This is a genomic window from Aromatoleum evansii (genome assembly GCF_045689615.1).
GTDB lineage: Bacteria > Pseudomonadota > Gammaproteobacteria > Burkholderiales > Rhodocyclaceae > Aromatoleum > Aromatoleum evansii.
In genome coordinates this window covers 94,410-119,722 of sequence record NZ_CP141259.1, presented here as the reverse complement: position 1 = coordinate 119,722, position 25,313 = coordinate 94,410, and the positions used below count along the sequence as shown (strand labels likewise).

At 69.8% G+C, this 25,313-nt stretch carries 19 protein-coding genes; 7 read left to right on the top strand and 12 right to left on the bottom strand.

Annotated features, from left to right (window positions below; all coding sequences use genetic code 11):
• Positions 1 to 245: 245 nt before the first annotated feature.
• From U5817_RS00485 to pbpC, 4 genes are all read left to right on the top strand, one after another.
• Entirely contained in the window at positions 246 to 2,504 is a 2,259-nt protein-coding gene (locus U5817_RS00485; RefSeq protein WP_407279335.1) for a WD40 repeat domain-containing protein, read from the top strand.
• A 78-nt stretch (positions 2,505 to 2,582) separates the two neighbouring features.
• On the top strand, positions 2,583 to 3,716 hold the full coding sequence (locus U5817_RS00480; protein ID WP_407279334.1) for an aminotransferase class V-fold PLP-dependent enzyme: 1,134 nt from the start codon (positions 2,583 to 2,585) through the stop codon (positions 3,714 to 3,716).
• A gap of 232 nt (positions 3,717 to 3,948) precedes the next feature.
• The gene (locus U5817_RS00475) at positions 3,949 to 9,093 is read left to right on the top strand and encodes an alpha-2-macroglobulin family protein (protein ID WP_407279333.1); all 5,145 of its coding nucleotides are present in this window, start codon (positions 3,949 to 3,951) and stop codon (positions 9,091 to 9,093) included.
• A complete protein-coding gene (gene pbpC / locus U5817_RS00470) occupies positions 9,090 to 11,387 on the top strand; it encodes a penicillin-binding protein 1C (protein WP_407279332.1) in 2,298 nt (765 codons plus the stop codon). The genes U5817_RS00475 and pbpC overlap by 4 nt, the downstream gene beginning before the upstream one ends.
• Before the next feature lie 7 nt (positions 11,388 to 11,394).
• Here pbpC and U5817_RS00465 read toward each other — a convergent pair whose 3' ends face one another.
• From U5817_RS00465 to U5817_RS00415, 11 genes are all read right to left on the bottom strand, one after another.
• The gene (locus U5817_RS00465) at positions 11,395 to 12,645 is read right to left on the bottom strand and encodes an HD-GYP domain-containing protein (RefSeq protein ID WP_407279331.1); all 1,251 of its coding nucleotides are present in this window, start codon (positions 12,643 to 12,645) and stop codon (positions 11,395 to 11,397) included.
• 133 nt (positions 12,646 to 12,778) lie between these two features.
• Positions 12,779 to 13,279: a thiol peroxidase gene (gene tpx / locus U5817_RS00460; protein ID WP_407279330.1), complete on the bottom strand. Its 501-nt coding sequence runs from the start codon at positions 13,277 to 13,279 to the stop codon at positions 12,779 to 12,781.
• A gap of 163 nt (positions 13,280 to 13,442) precedes the next feature.
• A complete protein-coding gene (locus tag U5817_RS00455; RefSeq protein WP_169125734.1) occupies positions 13,443 to 14,447 on the bottom strand; it encodes a formate dehydrogenase subunit gamma in 1,005 nt (334 codons plus the stop codon).
• Between the two features lie 10 nt (positions 14,448 to 14,457).
• Positions 14,458 to 14,682, bottom strand: a complete 225-nt coding sequence (locus U5817_RS00450) for a hypothetical protein (protein WP_407279329.1) — start codon at positions 14,680 to 14,682, stop codon at positions 14,458 to 14,460.
• Positions 14,679 to 15,284, bottom strand: coding sequence for a formate dehydrogenase FDH3 subunit beta (gene fdh3B, locus U5817_RS00445; RefSeq protein WP_169125736.1), 606 nt, complete (start codon positions 15,282 to 15,284; stop codon positions 14,679 to 14,681). The genes U5817_RS00450 and fdh3B overlap by 4 nt, the downstream gene beginning before the upstream one ends.
• A gap of 16 nt (positions 15,285 to 15,300) precedes the next feature.
• Positions 15,301 to 18,207, bottom strand: coding sequence for a molybdopterin-dependent oxidoreductase (locus U5817_RS00440; protein WP_169125737.1), 2,907 nt, complete (start codon positions 18,205 to 18,207; stop codon positions 15,301 to 15,303).
• Between the two features lie 14 nt (positions 18,208 to 18,221).
• Positions 18,222 to 18,428, bottom strand: coding sequence for a hypothetical protein (locus U5817_RS00435; protein WP_407279328.1), 207 nt, complete (start codon positions 18,426 to 18,428; stop codon positions 18,222 to 18,224).
• 52 nt (positions 18,429 to 18,480) lie between these two features.
• Positions 18,481 to 19,125 carry a molecular chaperone gene (locus tag U5817_RS00430; RefSeq protein WP_407279326.1) on the bottom strand — a complete coding sequence of 215 codons (645 nt, stop codon included), beginning with the start codon at positions 19,123 to 19,125 and terminating at the stop codon, positions 18,481 to 18,483.
• The gene (locus tag U5817_RS00425) at positions 19,122 to 21,179 is read right to left on the bottom strand and encodes a 4Fe-4S binding protein (RefSeq protein ID WP_407279325.1); all 2,058 of its coding nucleotides are present in this window, start codon (positions 21,177 to 21,179) and stop codon (positions 19,122 to 19,124) included. The genes U5817_RS00430 and U5817_RS00425 overlap by 4 nt, the downstream gene beginning before the upstream one ends.
• Before the next feature lie 163 nt (positions 21,180 to 21,342).
• Positions 21,343 to 21,909: a DUF3306 domain-containing protein gene (locus tag U5817_RS00420; RefSeq protein WP_407279324.1), complete on the bottom strand. Its 567-nt coding sequence runs from the start codon at positions 21,907 to 21,909 to the stop codon at positions 21,343 to 21,345.
• Positions 21,906 to 22,373, bottom strand: coding sequence for a DUF3305 domain-containing protein (locus U5817_RS00415; RefSeq protein WP_407279323.1), 468 nt, complete (start codon positions 22,371 to 22,373; stop codon positions 21,906 to 21,908). The genes U5817_RS00420 and U5817_RS00415 overlap by 4 nt, the downstream gene beginning before the upstream one ends.
• Before the next feature lie 314 nt (positions 22,374 to 22,687).
• Here U5817_RS00415 and U5817_RS00410 point away from each other — a divergent pair, with 314 nt between their 5' ends.
• The 3 genes from U5817_RS00410 to U5817_RS00400 are packed head-to-tail and all read left to right on the top strand — an operon-like array spanning position 22,688 to position 25,013.
• Positions 22,688 to 23,524, top strand: coding sequence for a formate dehydrogenase accessory sulfurtransferase FdhD (locus tag U5817_RS00410; protein ID WP_407279322.1), 837 nt, complete (start codon positions 22,688 to 22,690; stop codon positions 23,522 to 23,524).
• Entirely contained in the window at positions 23,521 to 24,105 is a 585-nt protein-coding gene (gene mobA / locus U5817_RS00405; protein ID WP_169131385.1) for a molybdenum cofactor guanylyltransferase MobA, read from the top strand. Before U5817_RS00410 ends, mobA begins: the two co-directional genes overlap by 4 nt.
• The gene (locus U5817_RS00400; protein WP_407279321.1) at positions 24,102 to 25,013 is read left to right on the top strand and encodes a substrate-binding domain-containing protein; all 912 of its coding nucleotides are present in this window, start codon (positions 24,102 to 24,104) and stop codon (positions 25,011 to 25,013) included. Before mobA ends, U5817_RS00400 begins: the two co-directional genes overlap by 4 nt.
• Positions 25,014 to 25,052: 39 nt before the next feature.
• On the opposite strand, the gene U5817_RS00395 is transcribed toward U5817_RS00400, so the two are convergent.
• Positions 25,053 to 25,310, bottom strand: coding sequence for a BrnA antitoxin family protein (locus U5817_RS00395; RefSeq protein WP_339380092.1), 258 nt, complete (start codon positions 25,308 to 25,310; stop codon positions 25,053 to 25,055).
• Positions 25,311 to 25,313 lie beyond the last annotated feature (3 nt).

The following is a 25,313-nucleotide window of genomic DNA, read 5'->3' as shown; positions in this document are numbered from 1 at the left end:
AATGTCCGCGGCATTCTGGGGACAGTCGCCCGGGGGGCGCAGCCGCGCGGGGACGCGCGCTTCATCCGCGCGCGGGCGTCGCGGACGCGGCAGTGGATCGACGCGCCGGACGCGATGTATGGTTGTCGGGGCACACGTGACCGAACTCCTTCGAACGGGAGCGTGCTTCAAATATAGTTCAGCGGCGGGGAGGCGCCAGATCGCCTGGCGGGGCGCCTCGCGGCGAATCGGCGAGGAGGACGGTGGTGGCATCATCTGCTGACGGCATGATCGCGGAACTGCTGACGGACGGGCGTCCGGCAAGAAGCTGCGACGAGGGCAGCACCGCCGGCCATGCCCTCACCGCGGATCCCTCCGTCATCGCGCGGCGCATGCGGCGGCGCGCGATCGGACTGGGCATCCTCGCCTTCCTGCTGGCCATTGCGGCAATCGCGGCGCTGGTCGCACGGCAGGTGGCCGAACTGCAGCGCCGCCAGCAAGCCGAAGTGGCGCTGTCGCTGCAGTTGGTCGCCACGGCCGTGCGCCACGTCGACTCCGACCCGGATCTCGCCGCGCGCGCGGCTCTTGCGGCGCTGCGGCGCACCGCGGAGGCCGCACCTTTCCTGCGCGCCCAGGCCGAGGACGCGGCGCGCCGCAACCTGGACGCAAACCGGCTGCGCCTGACCCTGCGCGGGCACGCGGGCCGCATCAATGCGATCGCCTTCAGCCCGGACGGGTCGCTGATCGCGTCGGCCGGGCAGGATGGCACGGTACGCCTCGGGAATGCCGTCGACGGCTCGGCGTCCCCGGAGCTGCGCGGACACGAGGGCGAAGTCCGCGACCTCGCCCTCGATCCCGCCGGACAGACGCTCGCATCGGTGGGCGAGGACGGTCGCATCGTCCTGTGGGACGTCGGGCGCGGCGAACGCCTGCGCGAGCTGCCGCGGCAGCCGGAACCTTTGCATGGCGTCGCGTTCGGCCCGGACGGCGAGATCGTCGCGACGGTGGGGCAGAGCCCGGTCGTGCGGCTGTGGGACGCCGACACGGGCGGCTTGCTCGCCAACCTCTCCGGCCACAAGGGGCAGGTGCACGCGGTGGCATTCAGCCCGGATGGACGGCATCTGGCGACCGCCGGTACCGATGCCTCGCTGCGCATCTGGGATCTCCTGAGCGGACGGGCTCTGCACGTGCTCGACGGCCATGCCGGGACGGTCCTCGTGCTCGCGTTCAGCCCGGACGGGCGCTGGCTGGCGAGCGCGGGCGAGGACCGCCGGGCACGCCTGTGGGACGTCACCAACGGCACAGCGGTGCGCGAGCTGGCCGAACAGCCCGGCGCGATCCGTGCCGCTGCCTTCAGCCCGGACGGCAGCCTGCTGGCGACCGGTGACTACGACGGCTCGGCGCTGCTATGGGATGTGGCAGGCTGCACGCGCCCGGGCGGGGAATGCCCGCCGCGCGCCCCTTTCGCCGGCGACGGCAATCCGGTTACCGACCTCGCTTTCGACGCGGCCGGGACGACGCTCGCGACGACCGGCATCGACGGCAGCGTGAAGCTGTGGAACCTCGCCTTCGGCCACGAGGGCGCGATCCGCAGCCTCGCCTTCAGTCCCGACGGCAAACGGCTGGCGACGGCTGCGGCCGGCACGGATGCCGCGGTGTGGGAGCTCGCGAGCGGGCGGATCCTGCACCGGTTCGCCGGGCCGGCCGGCACGACGGCGCGCGTCGCATGGAGCCCGGACGGCAGCCGCATCGCCGCCGCGCAAGCCGACGGCGCTGCAATGCTTTGGGACGCCGCCGGCGAACGGCCGCCGCTGACGCTTCTCGGGCATGCGGGACGCGTGAATGACATCGCCTTCAGCAGCGACGGACGCAGCGTCGTCACCGCCGGACACGACGGGATGGTCGGCGTGTGGGATGCCGTCAGCGGTACGCGGCGCCTGTGGCTGCGCACCGGCACCGCGCCGTTGAACCGCGTGATCTTCAGCCGCGATGGGCGCAGCGTGCTGACGGCCGCAGCCGACGGGGCGCTCGCGGAATGGAATGCCGCCGACGGCAAACGGCAGCGCACCCTGCAGCAACGCGGCGACGAGATCCTCGACCTTGCGCTGAGCCCTGACGGCTCGCTGCTGACGACCGGCGGCAGCGACCGCGTGGTGCGCCTGTGGGGGCTGACGGCCGGAAAGCCGGTGCGCAGCCTGGCGGGACATGCAGGCGCGATCGATGCGCTCGCATTCAGCCCCGACGGGCGCCTGCTCGCGACGGCCGCACGCGACCGCAGCGCGCGCATCTGGGAAGTCGCGAACGGCTCGCAGCGCCTGGTGCTGCCGCCGCAGGATGGTCCCGTGCATGCGCTGGCCTTCTCGCCCGACGGACGCGTGCTCGCGACCGGCGGCAGCGACCGGCGCGTGCATTTCCATCCCCTCGACGCGGCGCAAGTGGCGGCGGCGCTGCGCGAGCGGGTCGCCGCCGGCCTGACGGACGCGGAATGCGCACAATACCTCAACAGTGCCCCCTGCCCGCCCTGAACGCCAGGCGCTGCGAGCCGCACCGCGTGCTAAGCTGGACAGCCATGTCGGATTCATCTTCTGTGGAGCCACAAGAACATGCCGAGCCTGCTGCCCCAACCCGATCCCGAAGGTCTGCTCGAATATTCGGTCGTGTATACCGACCGCGCGCTCAACCACATGTCGCAGCGCTTCCAGGGCGTGATGCGCGACATCTCGCGCGTGCTGAAGAAGGTCTATGGCGCCCATGCGGCAGTCATCGTGCCGGGCAGCGGCACCTTCGGCATGGAGGCGGTCGCGCGCCAGTTCGCGACCGGGAAGAAATGCCTGGTGATCCGCAACGGCTGGTTCAGCTATCGCTGGACGCAGATCTTCGACATGGGCGCCATCCCGTCCGAATGCACGGTGCTGAAGGCGCGGCAGCTCTCCGCCGGAACGCAGGCGCCGTTCGCGCCGGCGCCGGTCGCCGAGGTCGTCGCGACGATCCGCGCACACAAGCCCGATCTGGTGTTCGCGCCGCACGTGGAGACCGCGTCGGGGATGATGCTGCCGGACGACTACGTGCGCGCGGTCGCCGACGCCGTGCATGAGGTCGGCGGCCTGTTCGTGCTCGACTGCATCGCCTCCGGCACGATCTGGGTGGACATGGCCGCGAGCGGTGTAGACATCCTCATCAGCGCGCCGCAGAAGGGCTGGAGCGCGCCACCGTGCTGCGCCCTGGTGATGCTGGGCGAACGCGCACGCGAGCGCATCGAGGCGACCACCAGCACCAGCTTCGCGTGCGACCTGAAGAAGTGGCTGCAGATCATGGAGACCTACGAGAAGGGCGGCCACGCCTACCACGCGACGATGCCGACCGACGCGCTGACGGCGCTGCGCGACGTGATGCTGGAGACCGAGGCCTACGGCTTCGACAAGGTGAAGGCGGAACAGCAGGAGTTGGGCCGGCGCGTGCGCGCCTTGCTCGCCGCGCGCGGCTTCCCCAGCGTTGCGGCACCGGGCTTCGAGGCGCCGGGGGTGGTCGTGTGCTACACGGACGACCCCGAGATCCAGTCGGGGCGCAAGTTCATCGCCCAGGGCCTGCAGACCGCCGCCGGCGTGCCGCTGCAATGCGACGAGCCGGCCGATTTCCGCAGCTTCCGCATCGGCCTGTTCGGCCTCGACAAGCTGCACGCGGTCGAACGCAGCGTGAAATCGCTGGAACAGGCGCTCGACGCGCTGCGCCCGGCATAAGCGCGGCAAGGCTGTATCGATGTCCGCCAGGCGTTCAGCAGTCTGACCGTGGGAGCGGCTTCAGCCGCGAATCGGCGATTCACTCCGCAACACCGCTGCTTCGCGGCCGAAGCCGCTCCCACGGGACGCCCGGTCCAGCGGATCTCGCGATTACCCGGGTGATCCAGTCCGGCCCGGAGAACTTCCCGCGCTCCTCGGTTACAATTCCGTCCGCATATAACGGGGGAATGGCATGCGGTTCGGAAAGGCTGGATCCAGGGGCGTCGGCATTGCGCCGGTCGCGCTCGTCATCGTTCTGGTGGCGGCGCTCGGCGGCTACTTCTTCGCGACGCGCGACCGGACGGGCGAAGAGAGCGAAGCCGACAACGTACCCTTCGAACTCGTGGACGGCGCCCCGCGCGAACTCGACGGCTCGCCGGCCCTCGCCCTGTCGTTCAGCCTGCCGCTCGACGCCCGCGGCGATCACGACAAGTTCCTGCAGGTGCTGGAGATGCCGTCGCCCGGCCACGCCGCGGAAGGCTCGTCGGCGGGCGTACAGTATGAAGACGAGGAAGACGGCAGCACAACCACCGCGGTCAGCAACGCGAGTAGCCGCGATGCGGCCGACACGGCGACCGAGGGCGGCAAGCCGGTCGCCGGCGCCTGGGTCGTCGGCGAAAACCCGCGGCTGCTGTTCTTCCCCCACGTCAAGCCGCAGACCCGCTACGTCGTGCGCGTGATGGCCGGCCTGCCGGCGAAGAACGGCAGCACGCTCGACGCCGAAGCACGCTTCTCGATCCGCATGGGCACGGTCGCCCCGGCGTTCTACTTCGCCAGCCGCGGCATGGTCCTTCCCGCGGGGCAGAACGGCGGCCTGCCGGTCACGACGGTGAACGTGCCCGAGGTCGACATCCAGTTCCTCAAGGTCAAGGCGGAGCGCCTGTCCGAATTCCTCGACCAGGTCGTGGCCGGCCAGGCGACCCGCGATACCTCCGCCGACACCGAGGACGGCGAGTCCTACGCCGAGGAAGCCTACTACTACGGCGATTCGCGCACGCGGCTCAAGGGGGCCGTCGACGGCTGGCAGCTCGACCAGCTGCACCGCCTCACGACCAGCGCCTTCATCGGCCGCTTCGTCACCGAACAGAAGCCCGACCGCCGCCGCGTGACCTTCATTCCCGTCGAGGACATCCCCGCGCTGCGCGAACCCGGCGTGTACGTCGCGGTGATGTCGCAGCCGAACCGCTTCCGCCACGAGTTCCAGACCACCTACTTCTACGTCAGCGATCTCGGCCTGCACGTGCGCCAGTACGCCGCCGGCGCCGATGCCTGGGTGAGTTCGCTGGCCAGCGGCAAGGCCGTGAGCGGCGCCGAGCTGAGCTGGATCGACGGCGAAGGCAAGACCCTGGCGCGCGGCGAGACCGACGGTGACGGGCGCGCGCACTTCGCCGAACGCCCGAAGGGCGCACGCGTGCTCACTGCACGCAAGGACGGGCACCTGTCGCTGATCGCCCTGAAGGAGCCGGCGCTCGACCTCGGCGAATTCGACGTCGCCGGCACGCCCTTCGTCCCGGTGCGCCTGTTCGCCTACAGCGGACGCAACCTGTACCGCCCGGGCGAGCGCTTCGACGTGTCGGTGATCGCACGCGATGCCGACGGCCGCGTCGTGCCGCCGCAACCCATCCAGGCCGCGCTGCGCCGGCCGGACGGCAAGCTGCAATGGACGCGGACGTGGAAGCCGGTGGAACTCGACCCCGGCTACTACACGCAGGCGATCGAACTGCCGGTCGACGCGGCAACCGGCTCGTGGGCGCTCGAGCTGCGCACCGACCCGGCGGCGAGCACGGCCGCGGCGGTGATGCGCTTCGGCGTCGAGGAATTCCTACCGGAACGGATGAAGCTCGAGCTCACGAGCAGCGCGGAAATCCTCGCCGACGACGCGAGCTGGCGCATCGACGTGAGCGGGCGTTACCTGTACGGCGCCCCCGCTGCGGGCAACAGCCTGGTCGGCGTCGTCAACACCGAGCGCAACCGCAATCCGCTGGCGCAGAAACTGCCCGGCTTCGTGTTTGGCGATGCCGACGAGGACACGGTCAAGTCGCGCACCGAACTGTCGGAGAACACACTCGACGACGCCGGCAAGACGAACATAGCCGTGGATCTCGAGGCGGTCGCGGGGCGGCGCTCGCCCTTCACCGTACGCGCCACCATCGGTCTGCTCGAGAGCGGCGGCCGTCCGGTCATCCGCAGCATCGAGCGCGTGCATTGGCCCGCGCCGGTGCTGGTCGGCGTGCGACCGATGTTCGTCGGCGCCTACGCGCGCGAAGGCGCCGCGGCGGAGTTCGAAGTGGTGCGGACCGATATCGCCGGCACCCTCAAGGCGGGCACCGCGCTGCCGGTGCGGCTGTTCCGCGAGAACCGCAACTACTACTGGCGCTTCGACGACCAGCGCGGCTGGAACTCGGGCTTTACCGAGACCGACGAACTGGTCTCGACCACGCAGGTTTCCATGCCCGCCGGCGGCCGCGGCAAGCTCGCGCTGCCGGTCAAGTACGGCCGCTACCGGCTCGAAGTGTTCGACCCGGAAACGCAGCAGACCGCACGCTACCGCTTCTACGCCGGCTGGAATGCACAGGACGACGAAACCCAGGGCGTGCGCCCGGACCTCGTCGCGCTGAAACTGGACAAGTCGGGCTACGCGGACGGTGAGACGGCGCACCTGACGATCACGCCGCCGCACGCCGGCGAGGCGCTGGTCACCGTCGAAGGCGACAAGGCGCTGTGGGTGCGCCGCCTGTCGATCGGCGCCGACGGCACGACGATCGACATCCCCGTGGACAAGGACTGGAAGCGCCACGACCTGTACGTGTCGGTCATGGTGCTGCGTCCGGGCAGCAGCGGCGAGATGATCACGCCGGCACGCGCACTCGGCCTGATCCACCTGCCGCTCGACCGCAGCCAGCGCAAGCTCGCCGTCGCGCTCGAAGCGCCGCAGAAGATGAAACCCGAGCAGCCGCTGAAGGTGCGCGTGAAGGTGCCGGAGGCCAGGGGCCAGAAAGCCATGGTCACGCTGTCCGCGGTCGATGCCGGCATCCTCAACATCACCGCATTCAAGAGCCCCGACCCGTTCGCCTTCTTCTTCGCCAGGCTGCGCTACGGCGCCGACGCGCACGACGTGTACGGGCGCCTGATCGAGAAGATGGCCGGCGACAAGGGACGGCTCAAGTTCGGCGGCGACGCGGCCCCCAAGCCGACCAAGAGCCTGCCGAAGAAGGTGCGCCTGGTCGATCTCTTCAGCGGCCCGGTGGCGCTCGACGACAAGGGCGAGGCGGAAATCTCGCTGCCGGTGCCGGACTTCAACGGCAGCCTGCGGCTGATGGCCGTCGCGACCAGCGGCGAGCGCTTCGGCATGCAGGAGGCCGAGGTCGTCGTGGCGGCGCCGCTCGTCGTCGAACTCGCGACGCCGCGCTTCCTGTCGGTGGGCGACAGCGCGGTGCTCGCGATGGACGTGCAGAACCTCTCCGGCGCCGCCCAGGACGTGCGCATCAGCGTGACGAACGGCGACGGCCTCGCCATCGGGGCGGGCGAGCAGCGGGTCGCCCTCAAGGACCAGCAGAAGCGCATCCTGCGCATCCCCATCGAAGCGGGGACGGCGCTGGGACTCACCGAGGTGCGCGTGCATGTCGAGAGCGAGGCGGTGAAACTAGACCGCAGCTTCCCGCTGCAGGTGCAGGCGCCGACGCCGCGCCAGTCGGTGCTGAAGCGCGTCGTGCTCGCGCCGGGCGAAACAGTGGAAGTGCGCGACGCCGAGCTGGGCGGATTCCTGAAGTCCAGCGTCGTGGCGACGCTGGCAGTGTCCGACAAGGCGCCGATCGACGTGCGCAGCGCGGTGCGCGGCCTGCTGACCTACCCCTACGGCTGCGCGGAGCAGACGACCAGCACCGCCTACCCGCACGTGTTCATCGACGACATCGCCGCGAAGCAGTTCGGCCTCAAGCCCTACACGCAGGCCCAGCGCGCCGAGATGCTGGAGAAGGCGATCGGGCGGCTCGCGGGGATGCAGGCGCCGAACGGCGGCTTCAGCCTGTGGGGCAACGTCGGCAACTACGAGTACTGGCTGTCGGCCTACGTCACGAACTTCCTGCTCGACGCGCGCGAGCAGGGCTTCAACGTCCCGGCCGAGATGGAAAAGCGTGCCGTCGAGTTCCTGTTGAAGGGCCTGCAGGAAGGCATCGCCGGCCTGCCGCGCGAAGCGGTGAAATACAGCGCGGATTCGGTGTGGACCGACCACCGCTACGCCGGATCGGGCCGCTTCGCGGTGCTCGCCTACGGCGCCTACGTGCTCGCGCGCCAGGGCAAGGCGCCGCTCGCGACGCTGCGGCAATTGCATGAATCGCAGGACGCGGCGCATTCCGGACTCGGGCTGGTGCAGCTCGGCATCGCGCTGAAGCTGATGGGCGACGAGGCACGCGCGACCAGCGCGCTCGAGGCCGGCATCCGCAAGAACCGTCCGGACAATTACTGGTGGGGCGACTACGGCAGCAAGCTGCGCGACTGGGCACTGATGTACGTGCTGCTCGAGAAGCACGGGCTCAGGCCGGAAGGCCGCGAGAACCTCGTGAACCTCGTCGCCGCCGAGCTGGACCACGGCCGCCATTACCACAGCACCCAGGAGAAGCTCGCGCTGTTCCTGCTCGGGCGCAGTTTCGTCACCGGAGAAGGCGGCAGCTGGACGGCCGACACCGCCAGCGCCGGCAGGACGCAGGCGATCGGCGGCAAGGGCACGCAGTTCCTGTCGCTGTCCGCCGAGGACGTCGCCGGCGGCGTGCGCCTCACCAACACCCATCAGGAAAGGCTCTTCGCCGAACTCAATCTCGCGGGCAACCCTGCGACGATGCCCGCGGCACGGCGCGATGCCTTCGACCTCAGGCGCGAGTGGTACACGCCGGACGGACAGCCGCTCGGCAAGCGGCCGCTGCGCGTCGGCGAGACGCTGATCGTGCGCCTGCGCGTGCTCACCACCGGCCGCCACAGCAACGGCCTGGTCGTCGACTACGTGCCGGCAGGCGTCGAGATCGAGAACGCCAACATCGTGCAGGGCGAGCAGTCGGCGATCAGCATCGCCGGCATCGATCCGCGCCAGGCAATGCAGGACGCCGCGATCCAGCACGTCGAGTTCCGCGACGACCGCTTCGTCGTCGCCGCGAAACTGCGCGGCGAGATGAACTTCTTCTACCGCGTGCGCGTCGTCACGCCGGGACGCTTCGTCGTGCCGCCGACCTACGCCGAGGACATGTACCAGCCGCACATCTATGGCATCGCCGGAGGCGATGAAACGCTGCAGATCACCGAGGGAAGTCGTGGCGGAAGCAGCGACGGGGCCGACGGCGGGCAATGAGCCGCCGCATGCGCCTCGCGCTCGCCGCGGTGCTGGCGCTGCTGCTTGTCGCCGACCAGCTCTTCCCGCCACCCCTGCCGGGGCGCGCAGCGCCGCATGCCCAGGTGGTGCTGGCGCGCGACGGCACGCCCTTGCGCGCCTTTCCCGACCGCACGCACATCTGGCGCCATCCCGTCCGCGCCGACGAGGTGTCGCCGCGCTACGTCGAGGCGCTGATCGCCTACGAGGACCGCTTCTTCCGCTGGCATCCCGGCGTGAATCCGCTCGCGCTGCTGCGCGCCGCGGGGCAGTGGGCGATGAGCGGCCGCGTCGTGTCGGGCGGCTCCACGCTGACCATGCAGGTCGCGCGCATCCTCGATCCGACCCCGCGCACGCTGCGCGGCAAGCTGCGTCAGATGGTGCGCGCGCTGCAGCTGGAATTGCGCCTGTCCAAGCGCGAGATCCTCGAGCTCTACCTCGGCTACGCGCCGATGGGCGGCGTGCTGGAGGGGGTCGAGGCGGCCAGCCGCGCCTATCTCGGCAAGCCCGCGGCGCGCCTCACGGAAGCCGAGGCCGCGCTGCTGACGGTGCTGCCGCAGGCCCCGTCGCTGCTGCGTCCGGACCGCTACCCCGAGCGCGCACGGGCTGCGCGCGACAAGGTGCTGGCGCGCATGACGACGTACTGGGGGGCGGAACGCGTGCGCGACGCACGCGAGGAGCCGGTGATCGCGCAGACGGTGCGCGAACCGCTGCTCGCGCCGCTGTTCGCCGAACGCGTGCGCCGCGAGCATCCCCGCCGGCCGCGCTTGGAGACCACGCTGGACGCGGGCATGCAGGGCATGGTCGAACAGCTCCTCGCGTCGCGGCTGTCGGTGCTGCCGCCGCGCGTGTCGATGGCGGCGCTGGTCGTCGACAACGCGACGCTGGAAGTGCTCGCCTACGCGGGCTCGGCCGACTTCGGCGACGAGAGCCGCTTCGCGCACGTGGACATGGTGCGCGCGGCACGCTCGCCGGGCTCGACGCTGAAGCCCTTCCTCTACGGGCTGGCGCTCGACGAAGGCCTGATCCATTCGGAATCGCTGCTGGCCGACGTGCCGCAGTCCTTCTCGGGCTACCAGCCGGGCAACTTCCAGGCAAACTTCAGCGGCCCGGTGAGCGTGTCGCACGCGCTGCAGAAATCGCTGAACGTGCCGGCCGTGGAGGTGCTGGACCGTCTCGGGCCGCAGCGCTTCGTCGCCCAGCTGCGCCGCGGCGGCCTCCGGCTGGAGCTGCCGCGCGGCGCGGCGCCCAACCTCAGCGTCATCCTGGGCGGCGCCGCGACGAGCCTGGAGAACCTGGTCGGGGCCTATTCATCGTTCGCGCGCGGCGGCATCGCCGCCCGGCCGCGCTACACGCGGGAGGCGCCGCTCGAGGAGGCCCGCATGATGAGCGCGGGCGCGGCCTTCATCGTGCGCGACATCCTCGAATCGGGCGGGCCGCTCGCGCGCGCGGTCGAAGGCGGCGTCGGCGTGCGGCGGGGCATCGCCTTCAAGACCGGCACGAGCTTCGGCTTCCGCGACGCGTGGTCGGTCGGCGTCAGCGACCGCCTGACGGTGGGCGTGTGGGTCGGCCGGCCCGACGGCACGCCCAACCCCGGCTTCTTCGGCGCGAACATCGCCGCGCCGCTGCTGATCGACGTGTTTGCCGCGGTCGACGGCGCGCAGCCCGGGCCACGCTTCCCGCCCGAGGGCGTATCGCAGGCGAAGATCTGCTGGCCGCTGGGCACCCGCGGCGACGAACTGCCGCCCGGGCTGTGCCACGAGCAGCGCACCGCATGGATCCTCAACGACGCCGCGCCGCCGACCTTTCCCGACCGCCTGCGCGGCGGCGCGGCACGCTACACGGATCACCGCGACGCGGACAGCGGCCTGCGCGTGCGTGCCGCCTGCGCGCCGGGCGAGATGCGCGCCGTCGAGATGGCGCGCTGGCCCGCCGCGCTCGAGCCCTGGCTGGATGCCGCAACCCGTCGGCACGCGCTGCCGCCCGCGTGGGCGCCCACGTGCAAGGACGCAGTCGCTCCCGAGGCGGGACTGAAGATCGTCGGCGTCACCGACGGCGGGACGATACGCCGCGCCGGCACCGGCCCTGCCCCCGAGCTGCGGCTGGAGGCCCGCGGCGGGCAGGATGCCCTGACCTGGCTCGTGAACGGGGTGCAGGTCGGGCGCGCGGCGGCCGGCCGGGCGTTGCTGTGGAAATTTCCCGTCGCCGGCCCATACCGGATCACGGCGATGGACGACGCGGGCCGCTTCGACAGCGTGGAAATCAGCGTCCGCTAGTGCCGAATCAGCCGTGCGCGCGCTGCGCGAAGTACGCGAGGTTCATGCGCGGGTTGAGGTAATCGACGATTTCGCGCGGCAGTGCGCGCGGCTTGAGCACCGCGTCGATCACGACCTCGTCGGAGTCGGCCAGGTTGAGCACCAGCGCGTCGCGGCGCGGCACGCCCGGTTCGTATACCAGCACCGTCGGCTTGAGCGTGTTGCCGCGCGTGACCGCGACGACGATGGCGATCGAGCCGGTCGACAGGCGCACGAAGGAGCCGGGCGGATACACCCCGAGCTCCTTGATGAAGGTCGACAGCATGAAGGCGTCGAAATGCGCCGACTCGCGCGCGAACATCTGCGACAGCGCTTCGGCGGGCGTCATGGCTTCCGCCAGCGAATGCGGATTGCACAGGTTGTCGTAGCGGTTCGCGATTGCGACCATGCGCGCGAGCGGATTGATGTCCGGGCCCTTGCGGCCGGCGGGAAAACCGCTGCCATCCACGCATTCGTGATGCTCGCGGATGATTGCGCACACCGAGGGCGAGACGTGCTTGCCGACGATCTGCAGCCCGTACTCGCAATGCATGCGATAGAGGGATTCCTCCGGGCGGCTGCGTTCCTTGGTGCGCAACACGATGGGGTTGATGCGCTTGGCGCCGATGTCGTGCAGCAGCGCGCCCATGCCGGCGGCCTCGAAGACTTCGCGCTTCAGCCCTAGCGCTTTCGCGAGGATCATCGTCAGGATCATCACGTTGAGCGCGTGCTGGTGCGTGGCATCGTCGCGCTTGCGCGAGGCGACCAGCATCACGGTCGCACCGGGGTCGTCGAGGAAGGTCGACACGAGCTCCCCGACCATGGCGCCGGCCAGTGCGGTGGCCGCCGCCGGTTCGCGCATGAGGTCGGCGATCAGGTTCTTCGTCGAGTCGACGCATTCCCCGTAGGCCTTCTCGCAGCTGCGGATGAGCTCGCGCTGTTCGGCCATGCGTGTCGCTTCGCGGCGCTTGGCCTCGATGCGGTGCTCGTCCGCGGGCTGGGGTGCGGCTGCAGGAGGCACGGGCGGGGCGCTTTCGCATTCGCGTGGCCCGACCGCCGAGCGCGCGGGGTCGTACGCGATGCGGGGCAGACCGAGTTCGCGCAATGCCCGCAGCTGCTTCTCGCTGCTGATGCGGAAGGAGTTGACCAGGAAGGGGTGGTCGAGCCAGGGCATGTCCAGCGACACGAACATGCCCACCTGCAGTTGTTCGACGCCGACTTTCGGCAGTGCGTCCGGCATCTCGTTACATCGGGTGACGGAGGGGAGGCGGCTGAATCCGCCAGCCGGATGCGGGAGCGGCGGCGACCGCAAGCCGGCCGCGCGCCCGGCCCGCATGATAAACCCATTCCATGGAACGGGCTTTGCTGACGGTTTACTTCAGCGCCGCGAGCGCCGCCGCGTAGTCGGGCTCGTCCTTGATCTCGCCGACGAGCTGCGAATGCAGCACCTTGTTGTCGGCATCGAGCACGACGACGGCGCGCGCGGTGACGCCGGCGAGCGGGCCTGAGACGATCTCGACGCCGTAGTCGTTCAGGAAGTTGCGCCCGCGCATCGTCGACAGCGTGACGACGTTTTCCAGACCTTCGGCGACGCAGAAGCGCTTGGCGGCGAAGGGCAGGTCGGCGGAGATGACCAGGACGACGGTGTCGGCGAGCTTGCTCGCCTCGGCGTTGAACTTGCGCGTGGAGGTCGCGCAGGTGGGCGTGTCGAGGCTGGGGACGATGTTGAGGACCTTGCGCTTGCCGGCGTAGTCGGCGAGCGTGACGTCCTTGAGGTCGGCGCCGACCAGCGACAGCGGCGGGACGGTGTCGCCCTTGTGCGGGAACTTGCCGGCGACTTCGATCGGGTTGCCACCCAGGGTCACGGTGCTCATCTGCTTGTCTCCTCTGTTGGTGCTCGTGCACAGGCCGGTGGGGCACCGGCTTTATCCGATCAGTCTAGTCGGGATCGCGCGGCAGGGGAACCGCGGCGCCATCAGGGACAAGGCAGGGTGCCGCGGAGGGCCGAAGCCCCCGCGGCGGGCAGGGCGCGGCGGATCAGGGGTGGCCCGAGCGCCCGGCCTTGACCTCGTCGTACCAGTGCTCGTGGTGCTCCTTCGCCCAGGTCTCGTCCACGTAGCCGGTCTTCATCGACTGGTAGGCGCCTTCGACGCCTATCGTGCCCATGTAGATGTGGCCCAGCGACAGGGCGATCAGGACGATCGCGCCGACGCCGTGGATGATGTTGGCGAGCTGCATGTCCGCGCGCGTCTGGCCGAAGTTGGGGAAGTCCATCACGAGGCCGGAGCCGGCGACGATCAGGCCGAGGAAGGTCACGCCGATCCAGAACCAGGTCTTCTCGCCGAAGTTGAAGCGCCCCGAAGGCACGTGCTCGCCGCTGGCGATGCCGCCGGCCTTGCGGATCCACACGCTGTCGATCGCCTGCCACACGTTGTCGCGCAGGAAGGCGAGGATCATCAGCAGCGTGAACACCGCGAACACCGGCCCGAGGTAGTTGTGGATGCCCTTGCCGGCCCACAGCAGGCCGCCGAGCGCGGCGTTGCCGAAGATCGGCTCGATGACGTGCTTGCCGAACAGGATGCATACGCCGGTGATGCCCAGCACGACGAAGCTGATCGCGGTGCCCCAATGCACGACGCGCTCGAACAGGTTGAAGCGCTGCATCCTGCGCCCGGTCGGCGCGCCGTGCAGCTTGACCGCGCCCTTGACCGCATAGAACAGCCCGATCGCGGTCGGCACGACCAGCAGCAGGATGCCGCCGTAGAAGGTGATCGGGCCGTTGCGCCACTGCCGCCAGGTCTGGCCTTCGCTCTGGATCAGCACGCCGGTCTCCGGGCCGCGCACGGTGGTGAAGTGCGACTTGCCCGAATCCACCTCGCGCCACACCGGGGCGTTGTTGAGCGGCTGCGTGTGCTGGCGCTCGACCTGCGCCGCAGCCGGGTCGGCCTGCGCCAGCGCCGCCCCGCTGCCCAGCATGAACAGCCACAGCACCAGCGCCAGCAGCAGGGCGAGCCCGCCGCGTTGTCCGAGGGTTGTGCTCATCGCCGACTCCTCACTCGACACGCTTGTACTCGTTCTGGCTGCGGATGCGGGTGCGCAGCGCCTGCTCCCACGCCCCCTTGTCGCCCTTGAAGGTGCCGCCCTCCCAAGGCCGCGTGTCGGGCTTGCCGGAGTACTTGCCATCCTTGTAGCTGGCGACCTGCGGCTGCTCGCCGCAGCCGGCCAGCAGCGCGGCCGCGAGCGTGGCGGCGATCACGTACGGAATGCGCGTTTTCATTTCGCTTCCTCCTTGTCCTTGCCGTAGGCGGTCATCCAGCCCCAGGCCTCGACGCCCTTGCCGCGGCGCAGGACGCGGTCGCGGAAGATGTCCGAAATCTCCGCCGAATCGCCGGCGAGCAACGCCTTGGTCGAGCACATCTCGGCGCACAGCGGCAGCTTGCCTTCGGCGATGCGGTTGCGGCCGTACTTGTCGAACTCGGCCTGCGAGCCGTTCTCCTCCGGGCCGCCGGCGCAGAAGGTGCACTTGTCCATCTTGCCGCGCGCGCCGAAGGCCGCCGGGCCGTTGGGGAACTGCGGTGCGCCGAAGGGACAGGCGTAGAAGCAGTAGCCGCAGCCGATGCAGCCGTCCTTGTCGTGCAGGACGATGCCTTCCTCGGTCTTGTAGAACACGTTGGTCGGACACACCGCCATGCACGGCGCGTCCGAGCAGTGCATGCAGGCGACGGAGATCGAACGTTCGCCCGGCACGCCGTCGTTCATCGTGACGACGCGCCGGCGGTTCACGCCCCAGGGCACCTCGTGCTCGTTCTTGCACGCGGTGACGCAACCGTTGCACTCGATGCAGCGCTCGGCGTCACACAGGAATTTCATGCGTCCCATTTAGTCTCTCCTCCCCTTATGCTTTCGAAACCCGGCACAGGGTCGTCTTGGTTTCCTGCATCATCGTCACGACGTCGTAGCCATAGGTGGTCGCATGGTTGACCGATTCCCCGCGCACGATCGGCGCCGCGCCTTCCGGATAGAACTCGAGCATGTCCTTGCCCGACCACCAGCCGGAGAAGTGGAAGGGCAGGAACACCGTGCCCGGCGCGACGCGCTGCGTGACCTGGGCGCGCACCTTGAGCTTCGCCTTGGTCGGCGACTCGACCCAGATGTAGTCGCCGTTGCGGAAACCGGCGTCGTTGGCGTCCTTGGGGTTCACCTCGGCGAACATCTCCTGCTGCAGCTCGGCGAGCCACGGGTTGGAGCGCGTCTCCTCGCCGCCGCCCTCGTACTCGACGAGGCGCCCGGAGGTCATGATGAGCGGATACTCACTGGAGATGTCCTTGACCTTCTCCTGCAGCGACTTGTAGAGCGTCGGCAGGCGCCAGAACTTCATCTTGTCGTCGTGCGTGGGGTACTTCTCGACGAGGTCCGGGCGCGGCGAATAGATCGGCTCACGGTGCAGCGGCACCGGGTCGGGGAAGTTCCACACCAGCGCGCGCGCCTTGGCGTTGCCGAAGGGATGCATGCCGTGGTTCTTCATCGCGACGCGGATGATGCCGCCCGAGAGGTCGGTCTTCCAGTTCTTGCCCTCGGCGGCGGCCTTCTCCGCGTCGGTGAGCTCGTCCCACCAGCCGAGCTTCTTCAAGAGCACGTCGTCGAACTCGGGGTAGCCCATCTGCAGTTCGGCGCCCTTGGAGGCGGAGCCTTCCTCGGCGAGCAGCGACACGCCGTCCTTCTCGACGCCGAAGTTGGCGCGGAAGTTGCCGCCGCCGTCCATGACGTGCTTGGACGTGTCGTACAGGTTGGGCGTGCCGGGGTGCTTCAACTCGGGCGTGCCGTAGCACGGCCAGGGCAGGCCAAAGTATTCGCCGTCGCACGGGCCGCCGGTGGCCTTCAGCGTCTTCACGTCGAAGGTTTGCATGTTCTGCATGTGCAGCTTGAGGCGCTCGGGCGACTGGCCGGAGTAGCCGATCGTGAAGGTGCCGCGGTTGATCTCGCGCAGGATGTCCTCGGGCACCGGCTCGTCCCAGCCCTGCTTGTCCTTCACCAGCGGGATGTTCTTCACGAGCTCGTCGGCGAAGCCGAACTTCTTCGCGAAGGCATACATGATGGTGTGATCGGGCTTGGACTCGAACAGCGGCTCGATGACCTTCTCGCGCCACTGCAGCGAGCGGTTCGATGCGGTGGCCGAGCCGGAGGTCTCGAACTGCGTGCACGCGGGCAGCAGATAGACGCCGTCCTTCCTCACCATCGCCGCCATCGACGCGGTCGCCGACGGGTAGGGGTCGATGACGACCAGGGTGTCGAGCTTCTTCATCGCCTCGACCATCTCGGCGCCGCGCGTCTGCGAGTTCGGCGCGTGACCCCAGTACACCACCGCACGCAGGTTGCCGTTGGGCTGATCGATGAGTTCCGGGTTCTCGAGCACGCCGTCGATCCAGCGCGACACGGTGATGCCGGACTTGGTCATAAGCTCCTCGGACTTGTAGCGCGCCTTGACCCACTCGTAATCCACGCCCCACACCTTGCACCAGTGCTTCCACGAGCCCGCCGCGAGGCCGTAGTAGCCGGGCAGGGAATCGGGGTTGGGGCCGACGTCGGTGGCGCCCTGCACGTTGTCATGGCCGCGGAAGATGTTGGTGCCGCCACCCGCGACGCCGACGTTGCCGAGCACCAGCTGCAGGATGCACATCGCGCGCACGTTGGCGTTGCCGACGGTGTGCTGGGTCTGGCCCATGCACCACACCACGGTCGAGGGCCGGTTCTTGGCCATCGTCTCGGCGACCGTGCGCACCTGCTCCTCGGGCACGCCGGTGACTTCCTGCACCTTGTCCGGCGTCCACTTCATGATCTCGTCCTTGACCTTGTCGAGGCCGTAGACGCGCTGGCGGATGTATTCCTGGTCCTCCCAGCCGTTCTGGAAGATGTGGTACAGCAGGCCCCAGATGAAGGGGATGTCGGTGCCCGAGCGCAGGCGCACGTAGTAGTCGGCCTTGGCCGCCGTACGCGTGAAGCGCGGGTCGATGACGATCATCTTCGAGCCGTTCTCCTTGGCATGCAGGATGTGCAGCAGCGACACCGGGTGCGCCTCGGCCGCGTTGGAGCCGATGAACATCATCGCCTTCGCGTTCTGCATGTCGTTGTAGGAGTTCGTCATCGCACCGTAGCCCCAGGTGTTGGCGACGCCGGCGACGGTGGTCGAGTGGCAGATGCGCGCCTGGTGGTCCATGTTGTTCGTGCCGAAGAAGGACACGAACTTGCGCATCAGGTAGGCCTGCTCGTTGCTGTGTTTCGACGAGCCGATCCAGTAGACGGCGTCGGGGCCGGACTCCTCGCGGATCTTCAGCAGGCGGTCGCCCACCTCCTGGATCGCCTGCTCCCAGGTGATCTTCTGGTACTTGCCGTCGACGAGCTTCATCGGGTACTTCAGGCGGTGCTCGCCGTGGCCGTGCTCGCGGATCGAGGCACCCTTGGCGCAGTGCGCGCCGAGGTTGATCGGCGAATCGAACACCGGCTCCTGGCGGATCCACACGCCGTTCTTGACCACGGCGTCGATCGCGCAGCCGACCGAACAGTGCGTGCACACGGTGCGGTGCACGCTCGCGTCGCCCGCGGCACCTGCCGCTTCGGGGCTGGCCGCGTCGGCGCTGCCGATCAGGTTGTAGGGCAGCTGCGCCGCCAGCGCGCCGGCGCCCACGCCGAGGCCCGAGCGCTTGAGGAAGGTGCGCCGGTCCATGGTCTGGCCGAAGTGCCGCGCCGCCGAGCTGCGCAGCTGACGGGCGGCGCCCGTCGCCTGGGTGGATTTCCTCGTAAGCATCGCCTGTCCCCCGCCTAGATGCGCGCAGTGCGGTAGTAATTGCGGGCGTGCTCGCTGACGCCACGCTCCGTCCCGGCTTCGCCCGCCGCCGCTGCCGACGGCACCGCGACCGCGGCGGGCTTGCCGGCGACCGTCGCGACGGCCGCCGCGGCTGCGGCGCCGCCGGCGCCCAGCGTCAGCAGGAAATGACGGCGCTGCAGGCCGGATTTCTTGTCTTCCATGGTCCTTCTCCCGTATCGGATCACTTGGCCGGCCCCAGGGACCGGATGCGACCTACTCCATTGCGAAAGCTTCGCTCTCGATGTCGAAAAACGCCCGCATCAGCGCACCGGTGCGGGCATAGAACCGTGCCTGCGGCGTCACGGCGAGCGCGTCGGCGAGACGCGCGTACCAGGGCTGCAGATGACGGATGAAAAAGCGGCGCTGCCTTGCGAGGCCGGCCTCGTCGGGGCCGGTGAGCACGAGGTGGCGCATGACCTCGGCGAGCGCGGCGATATGGTCCTCGGTCTCGGCCACCCCCGGGCGGCGCGCGAGGCCCAGCTCGGCGAGGTCGTCGCGCAGCTCGGCGAGCGGCTCCTCCATGAGGAAGCCGGCGAGGTAGAAGGAACCGAAGAGCATCACCTCGGGCCGGCCGACGCCGTAGAACAGGGCGTGGTATTCGTCATGCACCGCCGCCGCGTCGCTGTCCGCGGCGATCTCGCCGAGCCCGGCCCATGCGGCCGCGAATGGCGTGTCGCCGCTGCCCAGCACGCGCGCGGAAGCCACCAGCGCGGCGAGCAGCGGCGCTTCGGGCGCGCTGAAGAAAAGGTTGCCCAGCAGCGCGTAATGGTGCGCGCGCGCCCGGTCCTCGTCGGTGAGCACCGGCACGTCGCCGGGCGCCGGGTGCTGCGGCTGGAAGATCGTGGCAGGTGCGTTCATTCGGTCATGTTCCAGGCTTTGGTGCCGTTCTCGTTTTCCATCAGGTCGATCACGCGGCAGTCGGCGCACATGTGCAGGCGCCGTTGCTGCGCCTCGCTGGCGAACATCGAATGGCCGGCAAGGCGCGCGAACATCGCGTCGATCATCGGCTTGGCGCCCATCGCCGCGCCGCAGCGCACGCAATGGAAGATCTCGGCTTCCTTCAGCGGCACCACGCGGCGCGCAGCGTCGTCGAGCAGCAGGCGCGGCGTGAGCGCGACGGCGTTCTCCGGACAGGCGTTCGCGCACAGCCCGCACTGCACGCAACTCTTCTCGAGGAAACCGAGCCGCATCGCGTCGGTGGCGGCGCTGAGCGCGCCGGTCGGACAGGTGCCGACGCAGGACATGCACAAGGTGCAGGCGTCGCTCACTGCGACGGCACCGAAGGGGGCGCCGGCCTGCAGCGCGATTTCAGTGGCCGGCGCGGGCGCGAGCGCGTGCAGGTGGCGCAGCGCGAGGTCCAGCGTGTCGCGCTTCCGCGGCACGAGGCGGAAGCTCGCCGGGCGGCTCACTCCCTGCGCGGGCGCCCAGTCCCACAACGCCGCTTCGAGGGCCGGCCAGTCCTCGGCCTCGATCACGCGCAGGTGCTCGCCGGCGTAGCCCAGGCCGGCGAGAATGGTCTGCGCATGGGCGGCCTGCGCCCGCAGCGGCGCCGCGTCGTGCGTGCCGGCCGCGAGCACCGCGACCTGGCAGGCCCCGAGCGCGAGGCTGCCGAGCATCAGGTCGAGGCCCGCCGCATCGGCGCTCCAGAGCTCGAGCGGAATCACCCGCGCCGGCAGGCCCTTGCCGCGGCGTGCGAGGCGCTCGATCAGCGCGTGGCCGGCCTCGGCCGAATGGAACAGCAGGCAGGCATCCTCGCCGCCGGCCTCACGGTAACGCGCCAGCACCGTCTTCACGCGCAGGCCGAGGTCCTCGACGCGCGGATACTGCGACGCGAGCGCGCCGGTCGGGCACACCGTGGAACAGGTGCCACAGCCCTGGCAGAGATAGGGGTCGACGCGCACCACGTCGCCGGCGGAGGCGATCGCCTCGGCCGAACAGGCCTCGATGCAGTTGGAACAGCCCGCCTTGCGCGAGCGGCTGTGCGCGCACAGCCTCGCGTCCAGCGCGACGTAGCGCGGCTTCTCGAATTCGCCGACGAACTCGTCCAGCGTCTGCACCGCGAGCGCCTGATCGAGCGGGTCGCGGCCCGGCGCCGCATAGCCCTGTGGCGGCTCCACGCGCCTGAGCAGCGGTTCGGGCGAGAGATCCAGCACGAGGTCGAAGCGCCCCTCGCGCCGCGTGTCGGCGCGCGCGAAATCGATCGCGCCGACCGTGCCGCAGGCGCTCACGCAGGCGCGATGCGTGCGGCAGCGGGCGGCATCGACCTGATAATCCCAGCCGATCGCCCCTTCCGGACAGGCGCGGATGCAGGCGTTGCAGCGCACGCACAGGTCGAGGTCGATCGCGTTCTGCTGCGCCCAGACGGCGTCGAAGGCACCGAGGTGGCCGGAGAGCGTCACGTCCGCGCCGGACCACACCGGATAGCGCCGCTCCAGCGGCAGCTCGGCATCGCGGCTCGAGCCGGTGAACAGGACGGACACCTCGAAGCGCCCCGCCAGGCGCTCGGCCCAGCCCAGCGCGGCACCGGCCTCGCCGACGATCAGCAGGTTCCTGCCCGCCGCCAGCGTCACGCCCACGACCGGATCCGGCTCGGGCAGCGTCGCGGCGGCGATCAGCGCGGCCATCTTGGGTGTCGCGCCGCTGCCTTCGGCCGACCAGCCGGCGTTCTCGCGCAGGTTGAAGAAATCGATGCGCACCGCCGGACGCTCCGCTGCCACCTCGGCGAACAGCGCAGCCTCCTGCGTACAGCCGACGACGACGTCGCCGCACGCGAGCGCAGACTCGAACTCGCCGATCTCCCGCCGGCACAGTTCGTGATGGACTTTCAGCGGCCCGGGGATGCCCGCCGCAAGGGCTTTTTCATCGACTGCGAAACTGCGGTTGCAGTCGCACAGCCTGATCTGTCTCTCCACTTGGATGGTCTGCCTGCCTGATTAGTGTGATGCAGCCAAGCAGACGACGTACCAAAGAACAGGTAATAAAAGGGAGCAGAAATCCTCGATTTACCGTAGAAGAACACCACGAACGGGATCCGTCGGGACTAAAAGTCCCAGCGCCCCCAAAATGTCGCATTTCCTACGCGCGATGTGCGGGCGTGGCCGCGCCGGCATCCGGCGCCCAGGACGCGTGACCGTCGTCGTCGTCCTCGCCTGCGGACGTCGCCGTGGCGGGCGACGGACCAGGCTCGGTATCGGCGCCCCCCTGCGGCGGGGGCGGCTGCACGGCGCTCTCCTCCGCCTCCTCATCCTTGAGCAGGGTCTCGAACTGCCGCAGCTTCTGCAGCACGTCCGCCGGGATCGGATCGCTGACCGAATAATCGTCGATGTAGATGTCGAGCTTGTCCATGCGCTCGAAATGGAAGTGCGGATCGCTGAAGAGCTTGCGCAAGGCCGCGCGGCGCAGCGCTTCGCTGACCTCCTCCTTCATGAAGGCGCTGAAGTCCGCCGCGAGGTCCAGGCTGTCGATGGGCGGCAGCGCCGCTTCCGCAGGGGATGGCGGGATTGCGGCATCGGCCGCGGGCGGCACTGCGGGGGAGGCCGCGCCTGCGGCGCTCGGGGCCGCCGGCACCACCGGCGCCGCAGAGACGGGGGCGCTCGCCTCGCCGCGCTTCAGCCGCGACCAGCGTTCGAGGAAACGGGTCATGCCTGCCCCCGGTCCTGCGCCAGCGGATCGTTGCGGCGGATCTTTTTCCGCGGCGCCGGCTTGTAGTGCAGGTTCACGAACTCGCCCACCCAGTCCGCGATCTCGCGCGGCATCGCCACCCCGTCAACCTGCTCGCCCGAATCGAGCAGGCGCGCCGCCTCGCCGTAGCTCACCGTGACGGCGAGCGGCCGCGCGACACCGTCCTCCTTGCGCCACATCACGAACACCTTGGGCACCGGCGAACTCAGGTTGAGGAAGTAGTTGTCCGCCTCGTCGCGGAACAGCTCGAGCGCGAAACCGCCGACGAGGTACTGGTCGCGGTCGGACTCTGCGACCAGCTGGCGCGTCGCCGCGGGGTTGTCGCCGAAGGCCGGCACCACGCCGACCGCCTCCCACGCCTCGTCCACCCAGCGGCTCTGCAGGCGACGGCGCTCCATGATGACGGCGAGGGGAAAACGATCCATGCGGCAAACTCCGGGTGACTCGATCCTTCTTAGGATAGGCGAAGCGGCCGCTGGCGGCGAACCGCACACCGCCGACCATGTTCCCGTGGGAGCGGCTTCGGCCGCGAATGGGCGCTTCAGACTGCTGGCCGATGTCCGATTTTCCCCGTGGGAGCGGCTTCAGCCGCGAATGGGCCGCAATGCATGCGAAACCGCCGATTCGCGGCTGAAGCCGCTCCCACTCGCCCATCCCCTCCGTTACACGCACCGCGGTCCTTGGCGAATTTCCCGCGCGCCGCACTAGAATACCCCTTCGAAGCCACCCGCCCAATCCCATGCCCCTCGCCCCCGACACGCCGCGCCGACCGCTGCTCAGCCACGCCAGCCACCCGCTGACGGTGACGATCCCGGCCGTCGACGAGAACGGCGACAACGTGCCGACGCAGATCGCCGGCGAGTTCCCGCTGACGATCTATGTGGACAAACGCGAGATCGTCACGCTGATGACCCTGGGCGCCGCACCCGAGGCGCTGACGATAGGCTGGCTGCGCAATCAGCGCCTGGTCGCGAGCCTCGACGACATCGAGGCGGTACAGGTCGACTGGGAGGTCAACGCCGTCGCCGTGAAGACGCGCAACGGCCTCATCGACGTCGAAGAGCGCCTCGGCAGCCGCACCGTCACCACCGGCTGCGGCCAGGGTACGGTGTTCGGCGGCCTGATGGACGAGATCGAGGCGATCCATCTGCCGGCCGACCGCAGGCTCACGCAGGCGACCCTCTACGCGCTGATGGACGCGGTGCGCCACCACGAGTCGATCTACAAGCAGGCCGGCGCCGTGCACGGCTGCGCGCTCGCGCGGCCCACCGCCGACGGCTGCGAGATCCTGATGTTCGTCGAGGACGTCGGCCGCCACAACGCCGTCGACGCGATCGCCGGGCAGATGTGGCTGGACGGCCTCGACGGCGGCGACAAGATCTTCTACACGACCGGCCGGCTCACCTCCGAGATGGTCATCAAGACCGCGCAGATGGGCATCCCCTTCCTCGTCTCGCGCTCCGGCCTCACGCAGATGGGCTGGGAGATCGCGCGCAAGATCGGCCTGACGATGATCGGTCGCGCCCAGGGCAAGCACTACCTACTATTCACCGGCGAGGAGCGATTCACGCGATGAGCACGCGCGAAAGCATCACCGGCGTCATCCTCGCCGGCGGGCAGGGACGGCGCATGGGCAGCGTCGACAAGGGCCTGGTCGAGCTGCGCGGGCGGCCGATGGTGGCGCACGTGATCGAGCGCTTCGGCCCCCAGGTCGACGAGCTGATCATCAACGCCAACCAGAACGCCGGGCGCTACGCCGACTTCGGCTACCCCGTGTTCCCCGACGACATCGGCGGTTTCGCCGGGCCGCTCGCGGGGCTGCACGCGGCGCTCGCACGCGCGCAGCACCCGCTGGTCGCGACCGCGCCGTGCGATTCCCCCTTCCTCCCCGCCGACCTCGTCGCGCGCCTCCACGGCGGCCTCGCGGCAGCCGGCGCGCAGCTCGCCGTCGCGCGCACCTTCGACCAGCCCCACCCGGTGTTCTGCCTGTGCCGGCGCGACGTGCTCCCGCACCTCGACGCCTTCCTCGCCGGCGGCGGGCGCAAGATCGACTTCTGGTACGCGACGCTGAAGATCGTCGAGGTGCGCTTCGACGACGAGGAAGACGCCTTCCGCAACATCAACACGCGCGACGAACTCGACGGCGTGCAGCAATGAGCGCGCCCGAGCCGCCCGGCACGCCGGAGAGCCCCTGCCTCACCGCGAAGCAGGCGGCGGCCTACCTGCACCTCAACGAGAAGAAACTGTACGAGCTCGCCAACAGCGGCGAGATCCCGGCCGCGCGCGTCGGCGGCAAGTGGCTGTTCCCGCGCCGGCTGCTCGACGAGTGGCTGCTCGAACAGGCGCACGGCGGCGTGTTCACCGACCGCCTGCTGATCGCCGGGGGCGACGACGCGCTGCTCGCCGCCGCGGTGCGCCAACTCGCCGCCGAACTCGGCGCCGAGGCCTTCGTCGCCTATAGCCCGACCGCGACCCTGCCCGGCCTGGAACAGCTCGCCCGCCGCCGCGCCGACCTCAGCGTGGTGCACTGGGGCGACGTCGAGCACAGCGCCACCCTCCACGCGACGCTGCTGCGCGCCCATCCCGGCCACGCCCGCTGGACGCTGGTGCGCATCGGCCAGCGCGAGCAGGGCGTGCTGCTGCGCCCCGGCCTCGGCATCGACCAGCTCGACACGCTGGCCGCCTTCGACGTGCGCTGGGCGATGCGCGAAGCAGGGTCGGGCGCCGCGCACTTCCTCGCCTCGTCACTCAAGGCCCGTGGCCTGCGCGCGGACGACTGCAGCGCCGTCGCGACCGTGCATGGCGAACGCGAAGCCGCCGCCTTGCTCGTGCGCGACGCCGCCGACTGCACCCCTGGCACGCGCGCGACCGCCACGGAATTCGGTCTCGACTTCCTGCCGCTCGGCTGGGAAGCGCTGGACCTCGCACTGCCCAAGGAAATCTACTTCCGCCACCTCTTCCAGCGTCTGCTCGCGCGCCTCGGCAGCGCCGAGCTGCACGATCTCGCGCAGCAGCTCGGCGGCTACGATCTCACGGCGCTGGGACGGTTACTACCGCTGGGTTGAGCACTGCCCCGCCTGCAATCGCCGGACGCCCACCACCGATCATGTCGGTGTATGCGTCTCGAGCCAGTCGCGCAGCGCCGCATTCATGCGAGTCTGCCAGCCGGGCCCGCTGGCGCGGAACGCCGCGAGGATGTCGCGGTCGAGACGTATCGTCGTCGACTCCTTGTCGCTGCCCGCCGGCCGCCCGCGTCGTCTGCGGTCCGCCGCGATACCCGCCTGCATCTCTTCGCGCGTCAACGGCCTTTCGTCTTCGCTCTCGCCGTCCCACACGTAGGGCGCCACTGCGCGAACCTTCACCGC